The organism is Pseudomonas sp. S8 (assembly GCF_050473925.1).
GTDB classification, from domain to species: Bacteria; Pseudomonadota; Gammaproteobacteria; order Pseudomonadales; family Pseudomonadaceae; genus Aquipseudomonas; species Aquipseudomonas parakoreensis.
The window spans coordinates 1,176,318-1,193,467 of the sequence record NZ_JBFDVZ010000016.1 but is presented as its reverse complement, the minus strand read 5'-3'; the positions used below and the strand labels follow the sequence as shown (position 1 = coordinate 1,193,467).

Genomic DNA, 17,150 nt, shown 5'->3' with positions numbered 1-17,150 from the left:
AAGAGGAACGCAAGAGTGGACATCGAAGAACTGCAGACCTTCGTGGAAGTGGCTGATGCCGGGGGCATTTCGCAGGCTGCCCTGCGTCTTGGCGTGTCGAAATCGATCGTCAGCCGCCGCCTGGCTCGGCTTGAAACCGAATTGGGTGTGCAACTGCTGGCACGCTCCACTCGCGGGGCGGCGCTTACCGAGGCCGGTGCTACGTTCCGGGACTACGCCGCCAGGGTTTGCACCGAGATCGACATCGCCAAGGAAACGATCCTGCCCGCCGGCGCCCTCCGCGGCCGCTTGCGCGTAGCCGTGCCGCTGTCGTTCGGCCAGAGTCACTTCGCCCCGATGCTGGCAGAAATGGCGCGTCGGCATCCGCAGCTGCACATCCAGACGTGTTACAGCGATCGCTTCGTTGACCTCATTGCCGAGGGGTACGATTGCGCCATCCGGGTGGGCTATATGCAGGACTCCAATCTGATCGCCAGACGGATTGGCCCGGTCTACGCCAAGCTCGTCGCGAGCCCCGCCTATATCAACACGCATGGAGAACCCCAGACGCCGGATGAACTGATTGCCCATCAGGCGCTCATGCAGGGCACCGAAGCCTGGCAATTCATGGATGGCGACAAAGTCATCACGGTTCGTCCGCAAGGCCGCTTCAAGGCCGACAACGGCATCGCCCTGGTCGCCGCCGCGATCGCAGGCCTGGGTGTCGCCTACCTGCCCGACTGCCTCACCCATGAACACGTGGCATCCGGCGCACTCGTGCCGATCATGACAAACCATCCTCCCCCTCCGGCCGGAGCCTACATCCTCCGCCCGCCGGGTCCGCATCCTGCGCGCAAAATTCGTGTGCTCACTGAACTACTGATCGAGTTCTTCGGCGAAACGCCACACCTGGCGGTGCAGTCGCTGTCACATCAGGATGATGCGCTGGTGTGAGGTTGGGCTAAGCGAGAGCGACAGACTTCCTCTTTATCCGCCGTTCGCGTAGGGCAGCTTCCGGTCAACGCGACTCGATAATTCCCACCCGAGCGTGCATCATCGCGCTCGCCACGATCCCGTCGTGGTATCGAAGCCAACAGTGCAGAACCTGCCCATCCGCAAAACGAGCCTTTTGAAACGGAAGTCATCTCATGTTCGAACGTAACAAACTCGTTCCGGAGTTAATGGTCACCAACCTGGATAGCAGCCTGGCTTTTTGGGTTTCTCGTCTGGGGTTCAAAGTCGCTTATCAACGCCCGGAAGATGGATTTGCATATCTTGATTTGAATGGTGCTCAAGTAATGCTTGAGCAGATTGATTCGGACGCGGGTCAATGGCTGACTGCGCCGTTGGCCAAGCCGTTTGGAAGAGGCATCAACTTACAGATTGACGTTGAGGCTGTCGCACCCATCATCCAGAAACTTGATGAGTCTGGATGTCCACTCTATCGAGAATGCAAAGACACCTGGTATCGGGCTGACAATGTAGAAATAGGCCAGCGCGAATTCATCGTCCAGGATCCCGACGGTTATCTCGTAAGGTTGGTAGAGCGGTTGGGGGAGAGACCGGCATGCTCAATCTGAAACTGAGCCAAGCCTATCGTCAGCTTTGTGCCGGTGCAGCCCTTCACGACAGGCAGCAATCGGCCAAGTGCGGTCGTTCAAAAAAAGCTATTGAGGCGTGAACGATTCAGATTTTTTCTAGCTGTCAACTCCATCCCTCGCGCCAATCCTAGACGGACTAAATCCCAAGCTCTGGACAGTTCTTAAGAACCTGCTGACGTATGCAGCTAGAAATCGCTTCGAAGCTTTCGATGCGGGTAGCTTTTTTTTTGCAGTGCTGCTCATAATCTGACACCACAATTACGCGAGAATGGACATGTCTCCCAAAGTATTTGTAAGTCATGCGAGTGAAGACAAAGATCGCTTTGTTTTGAATTTTGCAAAACAGCTGCGGGCCAATGGAGTTGATGCATGGCTTGATAAGTGGGAAATGCTGCCTGGTGACAGCCTCATAACCAAAATTTTTGAAGAGGGGATTAAGGGCGCCCAAGCAGTGATAGTTGTGCTGTCGAAAAATAGCGTTGAAAAGCCTTGGGTCAAACATGAGCTTGATGCAGCATGTGTGAAGCGAATCAATAATGGGAGTAAGTTAATTCCCGTTGTTATCGACGATTGCGAAGTTCCTGAAGTTTTGAAAGCCACTCTTTGGGAGAAAATCTATGATACGGATTCGTATCAGCCCAGCCTAGAACGCATCGTTGCTTCGATTTTTGGTGCTTCGGACAAGCCGGCTCTTGGCAAACCGCCGATTTATGTCAATAACTTTGGCCCCAGTGTCGCCGGCCACAATAATATAGACAGCCTAGTATACAAGCTGGCATGCGAGTTCGCCCTGGAAACAGGTTCGAGACACGTAAGTATTTCGGCCTTTTGCAAAAATGGTAATTTGACCATCCCAGAGCATCAATTAAGAGAATCAGTTGAGGCGCTAGGTGAACACGGGACATTCGATATTCAGCATTTTTTGGGAGGGGAATTTCCATCAGTCTCAATAACGGACTCTGGTTTTGAATTGTATGCTAGTGAACATGTGGAAAACTACGGCGTCGTGTTTCGCTCAGTCGTTTCCGCCATTGTAAATAATAGCTGCACGAGTCTTTCACAAATAAACAATGAGCTTAATTTCAAGTCATTCTTGATTGAGCATGTTCTAAGAATTCTTGCGCGCCGACAAAAGATCTCTGTTACTTGGTTTCTCGGAGGAGACTGTTTAATCAGCAACGTATCCCCATCTTTGCGTCGTTCACTATCATGATCATCTATATTTGGGCTTTTTTGTTTTAAATCCAGCAAATACTAATATTCCAAAAAAGGGGGAGGTTTTTTTGGTTCACTTCTGAAAATAATTCGTCCCCTTTTTCATGAGTGAATAGCAACGACTAGAGACAGCTTTGGCCGGTCTCTACCGGTCACGACAGGCGGGAGTCGGCCAGAAGTGATCAATGACAAAGGATGCACCGGCCAGATGCAAAAAAAATACTAAAACAGAGCAAACTTACTCAACAAATTTTGCATGCGCACGTTTTTCACACAAAGCGTCCCACGTTTTATAGGGATTTAATTTTCTTGCTCAACCATAATAGCCCCAAGTTTTTGTGATATCTTTTTGCCAGCAAGCATCACATATTAACGAATGAAAATGCACTTCATTACCTATGATTTCCTGAAAAATATCATGCAGAGCTTTCGAATTATTAAAGTAACACCTGAATTTTTTGTCTCTTTTACGCTAACAAACAGGCCCTACCAGCCGTTCATAAATTTTGGGGCGGCACTTTTTAAGACACTGATTTACCGAATCAATAACATCCGTACGATTTTTATTAATGGCATTATCCGAAGATTCAGCAAGCTTTGCTCAGAGTCATATCTTCCTTGGTTGATTCGGGAAACAATTCCGCTCATGTATGACCTCAATCTGACTCATATAACGCCCATTATTTTTTGTTTCAGATATCGATAGACATCTAGCCAATCCGGAGGACGCCTTTACCTACGTAACGCTAGCCCGCAGCTACGATGCAACAATCATGTGATCGCTCTCCAGTAGCGGCGATACTAGCGCTCGACTGACTGCCTCTGTCGCAATATTTTAAGATTCTTTGCAGCCTGAATGGCCTGTTCAAGAAGCAAAGCATTCTCCTCATAAGCATATGAATCATTGGTGGCCTGTTAGAACGCCCTCCCTCCGAAACATTTCTCACAACACTATCTGCAAGCTGGCAGAACCTGAAAAAGTCTAGGAACTAGGAGCGATCAGATTCATTAACCCACGGATGACCAAAACAATTGCTTGGTCAATGTGAGGAGTGTTGGCAAGTACGACGTTTTCCTCCGTTGTAAGGCCGTTTTTCAGGTCCTCTAGTTGGTATTGTGTGAACACATTAGCATGGGGCCAGACTGGCCTCGACGGAGCGAACTGATTTTCGACACCCATTAGATCCAAGATTTCTCGACTACAGCCGCCAAACCCCCCTAGCAGAAAAACGGGTTTATGGCTTTGTAGGGATATAAAAACTTCTTCCGCAACACCTGGCATGATGCCGTTAAATTGTGAAGTTTTCCCTCCAAGGACAATCCTAGCTGTCGAGTCGTCAGTGATTGCTTTCCTCATTGCAGTAAGCCCTGAGGACCAATTAAACTTCGCACCAGGCATTAGACGACCAGCATCCTCAAGTAACAACGTGTTGGATTGTTCGTCAATAATCTTTATTTCGGCCGTACCATCCATTTCGCTCGTCAACGCGAGCAATTCGTCAAACTTTGAGTGTACGAATACTGGCCATGCAAGAAAGCTGATTACGCTTGCCAGGTTATTTTGATCATCAGAATCTTTACGATACCTGGATACAAGCTCGTATAGTATCTTTGTAAAGCCATGATTTCGAAGATCGCCTCCGTAGGTTATTGTTGCGCCTAGAGCAAGCATGTGACGTGCAGTTTCACACATTGCGTCCACGAGATGGGCCTCACTTAGACCCAGTCCTGCCATGTTCTCGCTCTCTGAAATCGATATAGAGATTTTCGAGCCGTCTAAGACTTCTTTGTAACTCACCTGGTAGCCCCCGCTTTCCATTCGGCTAGGCTTCTCAGTTGCACGTTAGGCGCAACCCTATTGATCAATCTCTCCTCCTCAGTACTCAATGGAGGATCTGGGTATATTAGTAAAATTTCTGTTTGCTGGCCTTCGATGTCTTCAGGTCCCTCAGGAACACAAGAGAGCGATATCAACTCAGGCGGACGTGGAATGAGGAATGCTTTTCCTTGAAGCTGCTTTTTTATTTCGTGGGTCTGACAGCGCCAGAGGAAGTCTTTCAAAACCTCGTCAAGAAGTCTGCTGATGACAATGTCTATGCGAGAAGCATCTGTAGCATCATAGCCGAGACGAACCACAGGCACATTCCCCATGTATGGGAACCCTCTTTCGTCCATGTTGTTTATGCTATTAGCAACTACAAGCGGGACATTCCAAGTCTTGGCTTCAATGATTTCCTTCCGGCACCACTCCCTTGACGAGTAGGAATCTGTGTGAATTGCTATCATCGCGCTGACGCGCACCTGCGCTATTAGGACCTCATCAAACCTGAGCCCTGCTGGAATGTCGTTAACGTCAAAGAACGAAGAGAGGCCATGGCCTTCGTGTATTCTCTTTCTTATGGCTGAGGCTATTTCAGTACCATCGCTATCATGTTTGGAGTGGCTTAAGAATATTTGTACTTTCTTTAGATAGTTCTCCAAATTCCTAATATCTGGGTGTTCGAGCTGCGCAAGCTGATGCCTGAGTATTCGGCAAAATTCATAGGTAAGTTCGCTGATTAAACGTTTTGTTTTTTCCTTTTTATCACCTATCCATGAATCCCATCTTAGTGCTTGCTCAACTAAGCTAGCACTATGTAGCACTTCTTTAGTTATGGACACAGGGAATAGAAGGCTGTTGAATCCAGTTTTATTAGACTCTACGGTCGTGATTGAGAGGGTCTTAAGGTAGTCAATCCAGTGCTGCGATTCACAGAGTTTCTCGTCCACCAGCGCAATGATAGCGGATGTCTGAGAGTCCTCGGTATTAATTGCTATAGGCTTTTCATGGTCAGGCATACAGGCGCTGCGAAATACCACTGGGATTCCGGCACCTCCTACGATGTTTTTGTAAATATCACGTCGAAAGTGTTGCATTATTTTATTGGCAATTTCCTCCCCTGATTTAAAGCTTGGGTGCCATACGACATAAATAACGAAAAATGGTTTTGCGAGATCGCTACAGTTTGCGTCAACCATTGCGTTTCTTCTTGTCGCGGCTATTGTCTATAAGTGATTTATATTTCCCCTTTGCTTCGCTGATGTACTTATCAAGAGATTCTGGCGACTCAGTTGCATTCTTCCAGCTTGTGAATACCGCATATCCACTTCGGACGTTGTCAGCTAATCGAATTGGTACAGTTATGTTAACTCCGTTTCTTGGTGCAGATGGGAGGTAGATACCGAGAAGAGCATGCTCTTTGTCAAGGGTTGCTTTTATCTCCCAGTCGATATACTTTCTTTGATAAGTCTCTGCGCCAATCAATACTATTGTGCAGGAAGTGCCGGTTATGTATTCCTCGCGAATCCTCCGGATTACATATTCAGTGTCGTCACTTTCTATCTCATTATCCAAGGAAGCGTCGTGTATTGCTTCATGGGTATCATGAAATTGTTTAGAGAACGCGTCGTAATAAGCTTGATCTAGTTTGTGGTGGTAGCTAACGAAAATTTTATGCTTAACAGGCTTTTCCAGAGATTTCAAAATTTCTTGGAGGTTCATTGGTTCATCGATCCTTGAGTTTCTTGTGAACGCGCGCGCGGTATAGTGCGAGGTAGCTACTAATATCAAGACCGGTACAGGGTATGCAACCCCTCGTTATTAGAATTATCGTGCGAAATTCGGAGGATTGATATTAGGATCTCGAAAGTGGTCGGACAGACTGTCGATCCCCTTGTGACGCAGGGCATCATCCAGTCAATTAACGCTCCTAGAATTGGCAGTCAATGCATTTGGGGTGATGGCTGAGAGCTGCATGGTTACGGATCCGAAGCTGTCAATTCGCGAAGCAGTAAGATGATAAGAAACACTTTGGCGGATACGGGGTACTGACTGCAATTGATTGGCATCTGTCGGTTCTGACCGGCTGAATTGGGTCGATATTGACCCTTCACGAAGGTCGGCTTCTGGCCGATAGCTGCCAACCAAAGTCAACTATTTCCAACCGGACATCGCGGCCCCTGCACCCGATTCATGTGTTGTGCTGAACCAGTGATCACAAATACCAGCGATACTCCCGCGCACTGATCTCCTGCATGAATGCCAGGTGATCCTGACGTTTGTTCTCGCAATACACGTCGACAAACTCGGCGCCCAGTCCTGCACGCAGTTGCGGCTGGTGTTGCAGAGCGCGCACGGCGTCGAGGATCTCAGTGGGGAAAGCGACGCCGCTGTTGCGGTCATCGTTGAGGGGCGGGATCGGTTCCTTGCCTGATGCCAGACCATGTTCCAGGCCCACCAGAATCGCCGCCAGCACCAGATACGGGTTGGCGTCGGCGCCGGCCAGCCGGTATTCGATGCGCAGGTTTTTCGTATCCGACTCGGGGATGCGCAGGCAGGCGTCACGATCCTCGTAACCCCAGCTCGCCTTGGTCGCGGTGTTTACCGTGCCGCTCAGGCGGCGCATGGCGTTCTGGTTCGGCGCGAAAATCGGCATGCTGTGCGGCAGCAATTCCAGGCAACCGGCCACTGCATGGCGCAGCGGCTGTTGGTGATTTGCGGCCAGCAGATTGTTGCCGGCGGCGTCATACAGGCTGACATGCACATGCATGCCGCTACCCGGATGCTGCACGTACGGCTTGGCCATGAAACTGGCGCGATAGCCGTGCTTGAGCGCAACGCCGCGGGTGCTGCGACAGAACAGCGCCGCCCAGTCGGCGGCGCGCAAACCGTCGTCCAGATGGCCGAAATTGATTTCGAACTGGCCCGGCCCCAGCTCTGCGGTAATCACCGTGGCATCGATGCCCTGCGCCCGCGTTGCTTCAACCATGTCGTCAAGCACCGGGGCGAAACGCGATAGTCGTTCGATGTGCATGTTCGGCTGATCATCGGCGTCGTCGCTCAGCTCGTCGCGAGGGAATTGCGGCAGCCCGTCGCGCAGTTTTTTGTCGAACAGATAGAACTCCAGTTCGAAGGCCACCACCGGGTGAATGCCCTTGGCCGCCAGTCGATCCAGCACTTTCGCCAATACCTCGCGGGGTTCGAATTCGATCGGTTTGGCGGTGCCGTCGGAGGTGATCAGCATCTGCCCCAGCGGTAGATTTTCCCAGGTCACGGGCTTGAGCGTGCCTGGCACCAAGCGGCGCACGGCGTCCGGATCACCGTCGTTGAAGCAGTAATCGCCGATCTTGAACAGACCGCCCTGCACGCCCAGCAACACGCAGTTCTGCGGCAGTTTCAAGGCGCTTCCCGCCGCGACTTTTTCGAGCATGTCCACCGGATAGCGCTTGCCGTAAAAATGCCCCGGAATGTCCAGGGAAATCAGGTCGACATAACGCACCTCGGGGTAACGTTGGCGAAACGCGCGCACTTCGGCGAGCAGGTCAGAGCAGACAGCGTCCATCGTGTTCATCCTTTGTTGTTATCAGGTGTAGACCCAGAGCACACGGGTGAGCTGCCCGGTGAGGTTGCCGTAGCGACAATGGGTGTGACTGTCGAATTGAAAGCTGTCGCCGGCCTTTAAGGTCACCGGCTCGTCGTCGTTGCCCAGCCACAAGGTCAGTTCTCCTTCGAGGACGTAACCGCCCTGCTCCGAGCTGTCGCTCATGTGCCGGTCGCCGCTGCTCGCGCCCGGTTCCAGATGACTTTCGAGCATCGAGAACGAGGCACGCATCTGCGGCGATACCAGAATGTCGGTAATGCCGCTGGCGTAATACAGCGTGCGGCGCTCGTCCGGACGGGTGACCCACGGCACTTGTCTGGGTTTGGGCAGGCTGTAGAAATAGGTGGTCGGCACGCCGAGGGTTTCGCTGATCGCGGTGAGGTCGGCCACGGTCGGGCGCGACAGGCCGCGTTCGACTTGCGAGAGAAACCCCACCGAACGGCCGATTTTGTCCGCCAGTTCCTTGAGGGTGCATTTCTTGTGCTTGCGCAGGTCGTGGATCAGGATCGCCAGCGCCGCGATTTCTTCTTGCTTGTTCATGGTCAAAATCTCATCAAATACTGTCGCGCAGCCGATACCAGGCCTTGCCGATGGCTTCCAGCGGTGCGGCGAAGTGCTTGCCGCCGGGGAAACGGCCATTGCTAACGCCCTGATACAACGCCAATTCATCCGTCTCGCCGAGAATTGCATCGGACACCGCACGGGCGGCGGCCAGTGTCGGCAGCACGCCGTGCCCCGAATAACCCTGAAGCCAATAACGGTTGCCCTCGCCGCCGACATCCGGCGTACGGTTCATGGTCAGGTCGATGTGCCCGCCCCAGGCGAATTGCAGTTCAACGCCCTTGAGTTGCGGGAACACCCGTTCGAGAAACGGCCGGGTCGCCGCCGCAATGTCCTTGGGCATGCCACCCAGATAGGTGCAGCCGCCGCCGAACAACAAGCGGTTGTCCGGCGTGCGGCGGAAGTAATCAAGGACGAACTGGTTGTCGGTCACGCAGACGTTGCTCGGCAGCAACGCCGTGGCTTGCTCCGGCGTCAGCGGTGCGGTGGCGACTTGATAAGTGCCGACCGGCAGGATGCAACGGGAGAGTTGCGGATCAAGTTCATCAAGATAGGCGTTGCAGGCCAGCACCAGCACGTCGGCGTTCACCGAACCGCGCTCGGTATTGACCCGGAAACCGTCGCCCTCCTGCTGATAACTCAGCGCTTTGCTTTGCTCATGAATACGCCCGCCGGCGCGCTCGATGGCGGCGGCCAACCCAAGGGCGAGTTTCAGCGGATTGAGGTGTGCGCCTTCGGCGTCAAAGAGCCCCGCCTGATAACGATCGCTGGCGACCCATTGCGGCAGGTCTTCACGGGGAATGAATTGCAGACCGTCATGGCCCCATTTGTGACTGGCTTCGTGTTGCCATTCAGTCAGCAGGCTGACCCGACGCGGCATCACCGAGGTCCACAAATGGCCGGGGCGATAGTCGCAATCAAAACCGTGTCGCCCTGGCAATTCACGCAGTTCCTGCGCGGCCCAGCGCATGCCGTCCCATAGGCGACGGGCGCGCTCATAGCCGAGCGCAGCTTCCAGCGGCGGCATGTCGCATGACCAGCCCAGAATCGCCTGCCCGCCATTACGCCCCGAGGCGGCCCATGCCACGCGACTGGCCTCCAGCACGGTGACGCGCTTGCCGGCCAGGGCCAGACGCAGCGCGGTGTGCAGCCCGCTGAATCCGGCGCCGATGATCACCACGTCGGTGTCGTGCGCGCCTTCCAGCGCCGGCCGTGTACTGAAAATATCGGCGCAACTGTGGGCGTAATAACTGGCGACATGCTGCTGGGATTGCTGAAACATTCGGCGCCTCATGAAATTTATTTCTTATAATTTCATGAAAATCTACAGAACAAATTTCATATCGGCAACCGACAACTGTTTCACTCACACAGATCAATGCTCCAGCGCATAACGCCGACAATGTTCGAGATAGCCTTTCTCATGACGACCCACCAATTGCACGACACTGGACCACAGCCACGACGGCGCATCCAGTGTCTTCGAGCGGCACGCTTGCAGTTCACGCATCCATGACGCCCGGGTGCTCATGTCCATCTGCCGGGCATGGGCCAGCCCCACGACCCGGGCCAGATAGCCGGCGGCGAGCATCGCGTCGGTCTGGCTCAACTGATCGAGCTCCAGTTTCATGTCTTGTGGCAGCAGTTCGCGGATGAAGAAGCCATGGTCGAGCAGCCGGGTGGCGATCATCCGGTTACCCAGGCCCGGGGAGAGAAAACGCGCGCCTTCGACCACACGTTTGCCGTTGTCGCGGGGCATCGCGGTGCGGGCGACGCGCGGGGCTGCGGCGGCAACGGCCTCCTTGACGTCGAGCAAGCAATATTCCTCGTCATCACCCTCGCCCACACCGAGTAGCACCGCATAACGCTTGAGCCCCAGCGAACTGCAGCCTTTGACCCAATAGGCCGAATCGAGCATTTTCACCCGGTCGTCCTTGTTGCGCCCCTTCAATGAGGTCACCAGCGTGTGCAGATCTGGCGTGGCGCAAAGGGTCTTCAGCGCACTGCGCTCTTCGCGTGACAGCGACCAGAAGTGCTTGCCCAGCGGAATGGTCGGTTTGGTGTTTTCGATGCGTTCCTGGGCCAGATGCTTCCACGTGCGTTGCACTGCGCTGCGCATCCCGGCCTTGACTTGCGCGGGGCGTGGCGGCTCTTTGTCGACGTCGTCTTCAAACGCCTGCTCGTAGCCGCGCATCATCTCCTCGAGCATGCGCGCCGTGGCCACACCGGGCAGATCGGAACCCCGGGCGGCAGTCGCCAGCGACAGTGCGAGTCGCACCAGGTCATGCGCGGGATTGCCGATAACCGTCTGGTCGAGGTCGCGGATGTGGATATCGATGCGCCCTTTCAGATCGCCGGTCGGTCCCAGATTGCCGGCATGACAATCGCCGCAGATCCACACCGCCGGCCCTTTCGGCAGGCGGCGCCCGGGCTGGCTGTGCAGCCACTCATAAAACTGCACCGTACTGCCGCGCACATAAGCGTGCGCGGAACGGGCCATTTTCAGATTGCGAAGTTGTGAAAGCGGTTCGAGGCGTGCGGAAGGCCGTGGGGTTTTCATGGACGCTTCTTGCAGAGAATGTGTCCTGTTGACCGTCCGTCACGCGCAAATGTTTCAAAGTATTACAAAGGCAACTCAACCCGAGCCTGCAAGCCGCCGCCGCTGCGATTGCTCAACGTCAGTTCGCCGCCCTGCTCGCGCACGATCGCCCGCGCCGCCGACAGCCCGAGCCCGACGCCACCGGTTTCCCGGTTGCGCGAGGTTTCCAGGCGGAAGAACGGGTCGAACACCCGCTGCAACGACGCTTCGGGAATCCCCGGCCCCTCGTCGCTGACGTCAACGCAAACGCTGTAGCCATCGCTGCTCAAGGTAATGGCCGGCTGCTGCGCGTACTTTTCGGCGTTTTCCAGCAGATTGACGATCACACGCTTGATTCCCAGCGGGCGGCCCTCGTAGACCAGATGCGCCGGGCCATGGAAATCGATGGCGATGTTCTGGTCGCGGTAGTCGTCGATGATGGTCTGCAGCAACTCCGACAGGTCGAACGCAGTGCTTTGCTCCGGTTGAGTGTCTTCCCGAAAGAACGCCAGCGCAGCGTTGATCATCGACTGCATTTCTTCAATGTCGCGGATCAGTTTGCCCTGATGATCAAAGTCCTCCATGAACTCGCTGCGCAGGCGCATGCGGGTCAGCGGCGCACGCAAGTCGTGGGAGATCGACGCGAGCATGTGCGTGCGCTCGCTGATGTAATGCTGGATCTGCGCCTGCATGGTGTTGAAAGCGATGATTGCCTGGCGGATCTCGTCCGGGCCTTCGACTTTTATCGGCGGCGCGCGCAGATCACCGCCAAAGCGGCGGGCGGCACTGGCAAAGCGTTGCAGCGGTTTGGCCAGTTGCTGCGTGGCCAGCCAGGCCACCAGCACGGTGGCGATCAGACCGAGGGCGATGATGATCGCGATGCGTGTGCCGATGTCCAGGCCCCAGGAGCGCTCAGGCGAAGAGAACAACAACCAGCTGGCATCCGGCAGTTGAATCAGCGCCGCGTAGCGCGCCAGCGGACTTCCGCTCGGCCAGTCGGCGGGATTGAACACCCGAATGTCTCGCTCATCACCCAGCAACTGATGCAACCCCGACGTCTTGTTGGCGATCAGCTGCGTACCCCCTGCTGGCAATCCGAGTTCGTCACGTTGCGCACTCCACGTCACCTCCTGCGTCGGGCCGGTTGCCGCGTGCGCGAGTTTCGGGCGTAAAGGCGCAGGTGCAGCCTCGATCACCTTGACGGTCGCCGCAATCTGCTCCAGCAACCCGGTGCGCTCAATCGGTGGTCGCGCCCAGGTCCCTGCCACCTCCACGAACAGAAAATTGAGCGCCAGCGAAGCGAGCATGGCCGCGACGATGGTCAGGGCGATCCGCCGACTCAGCGGATCACGGCGCAGGAAGCGACGGATCATGCGCGCGTGACCTTGGCGGTGAACAGGTAACCGCCGTTGCGCACGGTGCGGATCAGGTCCGGACGCTTGCTGTCCGGCTCGATCTTGCGGCGCAAGCGGCTGACCTGCACGTCGATGCTGCGATCAAAGGCGTCGTGGCCCTGGCCGCGAGACAGGTCGATCAGTTGCTCGCGGGTGAGAATGCGTTGCGGGTGTTCGAGAAACACCACCAGCAGATCAAACTCGCCACCGGACAGCGGAATCATCACGTTTTCCGGGGAGCGCAGTTCGCGACAAGTGATATCCAGATGCCAACCGGCGAAAGCAATCACCGGTCGCGAAGGTTCGCTGACAGGGCTGACCTGCTCACCGGCACGACGCTGCACGGCGCGCAGACGGGCCAGCAGTTCACGCGGGGCAAACGGTTTGGTGACGTAGTCGTCGGCACCCAGTTCGAGGCCGACAATCCGGTCGCTCAATTCGCCCATGGCAGTCAGCATGATGATCGGAATGCCCATCTGCGCCCGCACTTTCTGGCACAGGCTCAGGCCGCCTTCACCGGGCAGCATCAGATCGAGAATGATCGTGTCCGGGCGCTGCTGGGCAATCGCGGCCCACATCGCTGCGCCATCAGCGGCGACATCGACCTCGTAGGCGTGCTGGACGAAGAACTTCTTCAGCAGGGCGAGAATTTCCACGTCATCGTCGACGATCAGCAGTCTGCTCACGGGCACAGGATCCTCAGGCCAAAAAAGAACGCATCTAAAACCATTCTGGCCGCCAGGTCATATATTTCAATCGAGCAACATTCCTTCGTCGCGGACATCAAGCGGACATGCTGCGGCAAAACCCCTCAGGCACTCTGCTCGCCATCGACAACCGGGGGGCATTCAATGAGCGCATTGCACGACAGGTACACCGCCGAGGGCCACGACGCCCGCTATCCGTTGATTCTCAGCCAGCGCACCAGCGCGCCTGATCAGAGTACGCCGTTGCTGTTTCAGGAGTTCTGCCTGGGCCTGTCAGATAACCAAAGCCGTATCGTCCTGCGCCGCTATTTCGAACAGTACGACCCGGCAGACGCCCGATGGGTGGAGTACGTGCATTCGATTCCGACCGCCGACCTCATCCAGTGGATCATGAGCCACGGCCAGCTGCACATCGAATGCTCGGACAACACCCCGCCGCTCTCCTCCCCAATCACTGCCCGCGCTTGAACGACGTGGGTCAAAAGCGCAAAACAAGGATTCGCATGATAAAAAGCCATTGCTTGATGACACTGATGTGCACAGCGTCTCTGAGCCTGTCGGCCTGCAGCAGCAAAACCGTTGAACCGCAGAAGTACACGGGAATTCTGCACGATTACAGCGTGCTGAGCGAGCACACATCGCCATCCGGGCAGACTGTGCTGGGCTGGGTCAGCCCGGCGCTGGCCCGAGGGCGTTACACCCAGGCCTATCTGGCGCCCAGTCAGTTCTACCCCAGCGTCGCGCCGACCGAGCGAGTTCCGCTGAGCACGCTGTCCGGCGTCACCGACTACTACGACGCCGCGCTCAGGCTGGAACTGGGCAAGGTCATGCACCTGGTATCGCAACCCGGGCCGAATACCCTGACCGTCAGACCAGCGATTACCCGCGTCGCCGCCAGCACCCAAGGCTTGCGCTTTTATGAATGGCTGCCAGTGACCCTGGTTGCCGCCGGCGTGAGCACCGCCACCGGCATCCGCGATCAGGACAGCGAAATCACCACCGAAGTCTCGTTCGAGGACGGCTCCACCGGCGAAGTGGTCGCCGAAGTGGTGCGCAAGGGTACCGGCGTGCCGCTGGAAAACGACAAACAAGTGCTGACTGCCGATGACGTCAAAGGCGTGCTGGACGGCTGGGCCAGCGATCTGGGCAAGTCGTATGCCGCGATCCGGCGCTGACGCCCCCCAAAGAACGGCACTGACTAAGGCAAATCCTGACCCTCCGGTTTTTGTGCGGGGGCCGTGAACCACTTGTCCTTCGGCACTCGCTTCTCTTGCTGCGGGTCATCCAGATAATGCGGCGACATGATCTGCACGCCATATTCGTTGAACACATCCTGAATATTGGCGTGAAGCATGCTCAGCAACACCGCACGCGGGCGCGGCTGGCTCGGAATGGCCTGCGCCACCAAGCGATATTCGGGATAGAAATCCGACAAGGCAGTCTGGAACACCTGAGCCGGCGGGTCTTCCAGAACACCCGGCGTGCGGCGGGCCGCCTCCAGCAACATCGCCTCGACCTGCCGCCACGGGGTGTCGTAACCGATGGTGACCACGGTATCGACCACGTAACCGGGACCCTTCACGGTGCGCGAGTAGTTTTTGGTGACGGTGCCGGTGATCATCGAATTGGGCAGCGTCAGCACTTCACCCAACCCGGTGCGGATGCGTGTGGTGAACATGCCCAGCTCGGTGACGGTGCCCTCATATTCGCCGATCCTGACGAACTCGCCGGGGCGCAAAGTGCGCGTGTAGGTCAGGATCAATCCGGCTGCCGCCTGCCCCACCACACTGGTGGCACCGAGGGAAATCATCAGGCCGATCAGCACCGACAAGCCCTTGAACGCATCGGTGCCGGCGCCTGGCAGATACGGATACGCCATCGCCAGGGCAAACAGCCAGATGGCCAGCGAGGTCAGGCGTTGGGTCGGTTGCAGGGTCTCATGGTTCAGCCAACTGAAGGTGCCCGGGGTCGCCATGCGCCGCAAAATGCGCCGGGCAAACGCCGTCACCCCACGGGCGATAAAGAAAATGGCCAGCGCCACGCCGAGCCCGGGAATCGCCCCGACAATGCCATCCAGCAGATAGCCGGCCAACTCGAACAGGTAGTTGTTGAGGCTTTCACCCCATGGCCGGGTGTAGGGAAATCGCGACAGGACAAACCCGAGCCATTCATAGGTCAATAGCGCAATCACCAGCCAACGCAACACCAACAGCAGGCGACTGACCAACGGATAAAGGAAATTGGCGTCGATCAACTGGACCCGCCCGACTTTCAGCACCTGGGTATGGCGCTCCATCAACTCGGGCAATTTGCTCAGCAACTTGCGACGCAGGTAGGCCAGGCACCAGAGCAAGCCGACATAGATCACCGTGGACGCTGCGGCCAGCGCCAGAGACCTGAGGATCAGGTGCAGGCTGCGCGCCTCCCCGGTTTCAGTGACCACCTGGCGCAGTTTCTCGGCCGCGCCTTCGGCAGCCTGCTGCACTGAGGCGTATTCGAGGCCATCAACGTCCTTGGGCGCGACGATGAACGCGCGCTTGTCGCCCAGTAAAACCATGTAACTGTTCTGGATGGGGTCGATCGAGACCGTCAGATTCTCCGACTCGTCCAGCGCCTCGGTGATGACCGTCTTCGCTCGCTTGACCCGCGTCGCCGGCGATTCGCCCAGCAGCGTCGCGCGAAACAGCATGATGCTGCGGTTGGCGACCTTGAGCTCCACCGCTTCATTCGCAGGCTTTGCCGTCTCCTCAAGCGCCCAGCCACCTGCGGACCCGAGCAAGGCACAGACCATCATCGCTACCGCCAGCAGCCTGCTTCGCATGCGCGTGTTTCCTTACGCCCGGGTGTCAGAGGAATACGTAAGGCAGCGTAGTTGAGCGCTGAACGGTTGTCAGATCGGCTTGCAGGATGAGGGTGGTGACAGTATTTCTTCATTGCTGCCATTCACTCTGCGGACAGCCTTCGCCTCTGACGGGTCGGACCTGTCAGTCCGTTCAACCTTCCAGCATGCCGTGACACAACAGCGTCAGCACCCCGCGCATGTGCAAGGCATGCGCCGGTCGGTCCGGCACTTCCTGGGTCGCCAAACGGATGAACGCCATGTTCGCGTACTGGTTGAACAGCGTTGCCGCCACGTCCAGATCGACCGACGCACGCAACTTGCCCTGCGTCTGGAAATGCCCGAGCAGCGCTTTGGTCTCCTCGATCACCGCCGCATTCCACGGACTCAATGCCTGAGCCAGTTCACCCGTGAGCAGAAACGGCGCCAATTCACGCCACAGCGAGGCCGGCATCGCTTGCAGTTGGTAGTCGGTCATCAAGCCTTCAAACTCGCACAGCGCCTCCAGCGGATCACTGTCGTCGTCCAGATTGGCCCGCGCATCACGCATCGCCTGCTCGTCCGGCTGTTTGAGCAAGGCCAGCAAAATTTCCTGTTTACCACCAAAATAATTGACCACCGTTGGCGCGGAAACCCCGGCCTGATTGGCGATTTGCTCCAGCGTGGTCGCGCCGAAGCCGTTACTGATGAACAGCTCCAGCGCCGCCTGCGCAATGACTTCCCTGCGCTGTTCCTTTTGCCGTTCTCTGAGCCCGCTCATGGTGCTGGTGTCCTGTCTTGCTGATGGGCGTCAGCCTACGGATTTCTTTTTTCACCGACAAATATTTTCTTTACAAAAATATTTTTAAGTGACAAA

The 17,150-nt window shown here is 56.1% G+C and carries 16 protein-coding genes; 5 read left to right on the top strand and 11 right to left on the bottom strand.

Translation table 11 applies throughout. The features are described from left to right. The first annotated feature begins 15 nt into the window (after positions 1-15). The 3 genes from AB1J88_RS06630 (at position 16) to AB1J88_RS06620 (ending at position 2,793) form a co-directional block, all read left to right on the top strand. Positions 16-933, top strand: coding sequence for a LysR family transcriptional regulator (locus tag AB1J88_RS06630; protein WP_430290566.1), 918 nt, complete (start codon positions 16-18; stop codon positions 931-933). Between the two features lie 194 nt (positions 934-1,127). Continuing rightward, positions 1,128-1,559 (top strand): bleomycin resistance protein, encoded by a 432-nt coding sequence (locus tag AB1J88_RS06625; protein WP_430290565.1) that lies wholly within the window; start codon positions 1,128-1,130, stop codon positions 1,557-1,559. Positions 1,560-1,854: 295 nt separating this feature from the next. After that, positions 1,855-2,793: a toll/interleukin-1 receptor domain-containing protein gene (locus tag AB1J88_RS06620; protein ID WP_430290564.1), complete on the top strand. Its 939-nt coding sequence runs from the start codon at positions 1,855-1,857 to the stop codon at positions 2,791-2,793. A gap of 984 nt (positions 2,794-3,777) precedes the next feature. Here AB1J88_RS06620 and AB1J88_RS06615 read toward each other — a convergent pair. The 9 genes from AB1J88_RS06615 to AB1J88_RS06575 all read right to left on the bottom strand — a co-directional run bounded on the left by AB1J88_RS06615 (position 3,778) and on the right by AB1J88_RS06575 (position 13,434). Beyond that, the gene (locus tag AB1J88_RS06615) at positions 3,778-4,593 is read right to left on the bottom strand and encodes a hypothetical protein (RefSeq protein WP_430290563.1); all 816 of its coding nucleotides are present in this window, start codon (positions 4,591-4,593) and stop codon (positions 3,778-3,780) included. Continuing rightward, positions 4,590-5,813: a toll/interleukin-1 receptor domain-containing protein gene (locus AB1J88_RS06610; protein ID WP_430290562.1), complete on the bottom strand. Its 1,224-nt coding sequence runs from the start codon at positions 5,811-5,813 to the stop codon at positions 4,590-4,592. The genes AB1J88_RS06615 and AB1J88_RS06610 overlap by 4 nt, the downstream gene beginning before the upstream one ends. Next, positions 5,806-6,336, bottom strand: a complete 531-nt coding sequence (locus tag AB1J88_RS06605; RefSeq protein WP_430290561.1) for a TIR domain-containing protein — start codon at positions 6,334-6,336, stop codon at positions 5,806-5,808. The genes AB1J88_RS06610 and AB1J88_RS06605 overlap by 8 nt, the downstream gene beginning before the upstream one ends. 493 nt (positions 6,337-6,829) lie before the next feature. Then, positions 6,830-8,176, bottom strand: a complete 1,347-nt coding sequence (locus AB1J88_RS06600) for a glutamine synthetase family protein (RefSeq protein WP_430290560.1) — start codon at positions 8,174-8,176, stop codon at positions 6,830-6,832. Between the two features lie 21 nt (positions 8,177-8,197). Continuing rightward, positions 8,198-8,755, bottom strand: coding sequence for a helix-turn-helix domain-containing protein (locus tag AB1J88_RS06595; protein ID WP_430290559.1), 558 nt, complete (start codon positions 8,753-8,755; stop codon positions 8,198-8,200). A gap of 13 nt (positions 8,756-8,768) precedes the next feature. Further along, positions 8,769-10,058 carry an NAD(P)/FAD-dependent oxidoreductase gene (locus AB1J88_RS06590; RefSeq protein ID WP_430290558.1) on the bottom strand — a complete coding sequence of 430 codons (1,290 nt, stop codon included), beginning with the start codon at positions 10,056-10,058 and terminating at the stop codon, positions 8,769-8,771. 93 nt (positions 10,059-10,151) lie between these two features. After that, on the bottom strand, positions 10,152-11,336 hold the full coding sequence (locus AB1J88_RS06585; RefSeq protein ID WP_430290557.1) for a DUF2252 family protein: 1,185 nt from the start codon (positions 11,334-11,336) through the stop codon (positions 10,152-10,154). Positions 11,337-11,398: 62 nt separating this feature from the next. Next, positions 11,399-12,727 (bottom strand): ATP-binding protein, encoded by a 1,329-nt coding sequence (locus AB1J88_RS06580; protein ID WP_430290556.1) that lies wholly within the window; start codon positions 12,725-12,727, stop codon positions 11,399-11,401. Next, a complete protein-coding gene (locus AB1J88_RS06575) occupies positions 12,724-13,434 on the bottom strand; it encodes a response regulator (RefSeq protein ID WP_041064082.1) in 711 nt (236 codons plus the stop codon). The genes AB1J88_RS06580 and AB1J88_RS06575 overlap by 4 nt, the downstream gene beginning before the upstream one ends. A 165-nt stretch (positions 13,435-13,599) precedes the next feature. On the opposite strand from AB1J88_RS06575, the gene AB1J88_RS06570 reads away from it, so the two are divergent. Further along, positions 13,600-13,923 carry a hypothetical protein gene (locus AB1J88_RS06570; RefSeq protein ID WP_430290555.1) on the top strand — a complete coding sequence of 108 codons (324 nt, stop codon included), beginning with the start codon at positions 13,600-13,602 and terminating at the stop codon, positions 13,921-13,923. 65 nt (positions 13,924-13,988) lie between these two features. Beyond that, positions 13,989-14,630, top strand: a complete 642-nt coding sequence (locus tag AB1J88_RS06565) for a DUF3313 domain-containing protein (protein WP_430290554.1) — start codon at positions 13,989-13,991, stop codon at positions 14,628-14,630. 23 nt (positions 14,631-14,653) lie between these two features. On the opposite strand, the gene AB1J88_RS06560 is transcribed toward AB1J88_RS06565, so the two are convergent. Together AB1J88_RS06560 and AB1J88_RS06555 are read right to left on the bottom strand one after the other, a co-directional pair. Next, the gene (locus tag AB1J88_RS06560) at positions 14,654-16,276 is read right to left on the bottom strand and encodes a mechanosensitive ion channel family protein (RefSeq protein ID WP_430290553.1); all 1,623 of its coding nucleotides are present in this window, start codon (positions 16,274-16,276) and stop codon (positions 14,654-14,656) included. 172 nt (positions 16,277-16,448) lie between these two features. After that, on the bottom strand, positions 16,449-17,054 hold the full coding sequence (locus tag AB1J88_RS06555; RefSeq protein ID WP_041064099.1) for a TetR/AcrR family transcriptional regulator: 606 nt from the start codon (positions 17,052-17,054) through the stop codon (positions 16,449-16,451). Positions 17,055-17,150: the final 96 nt, after the last annotated feature.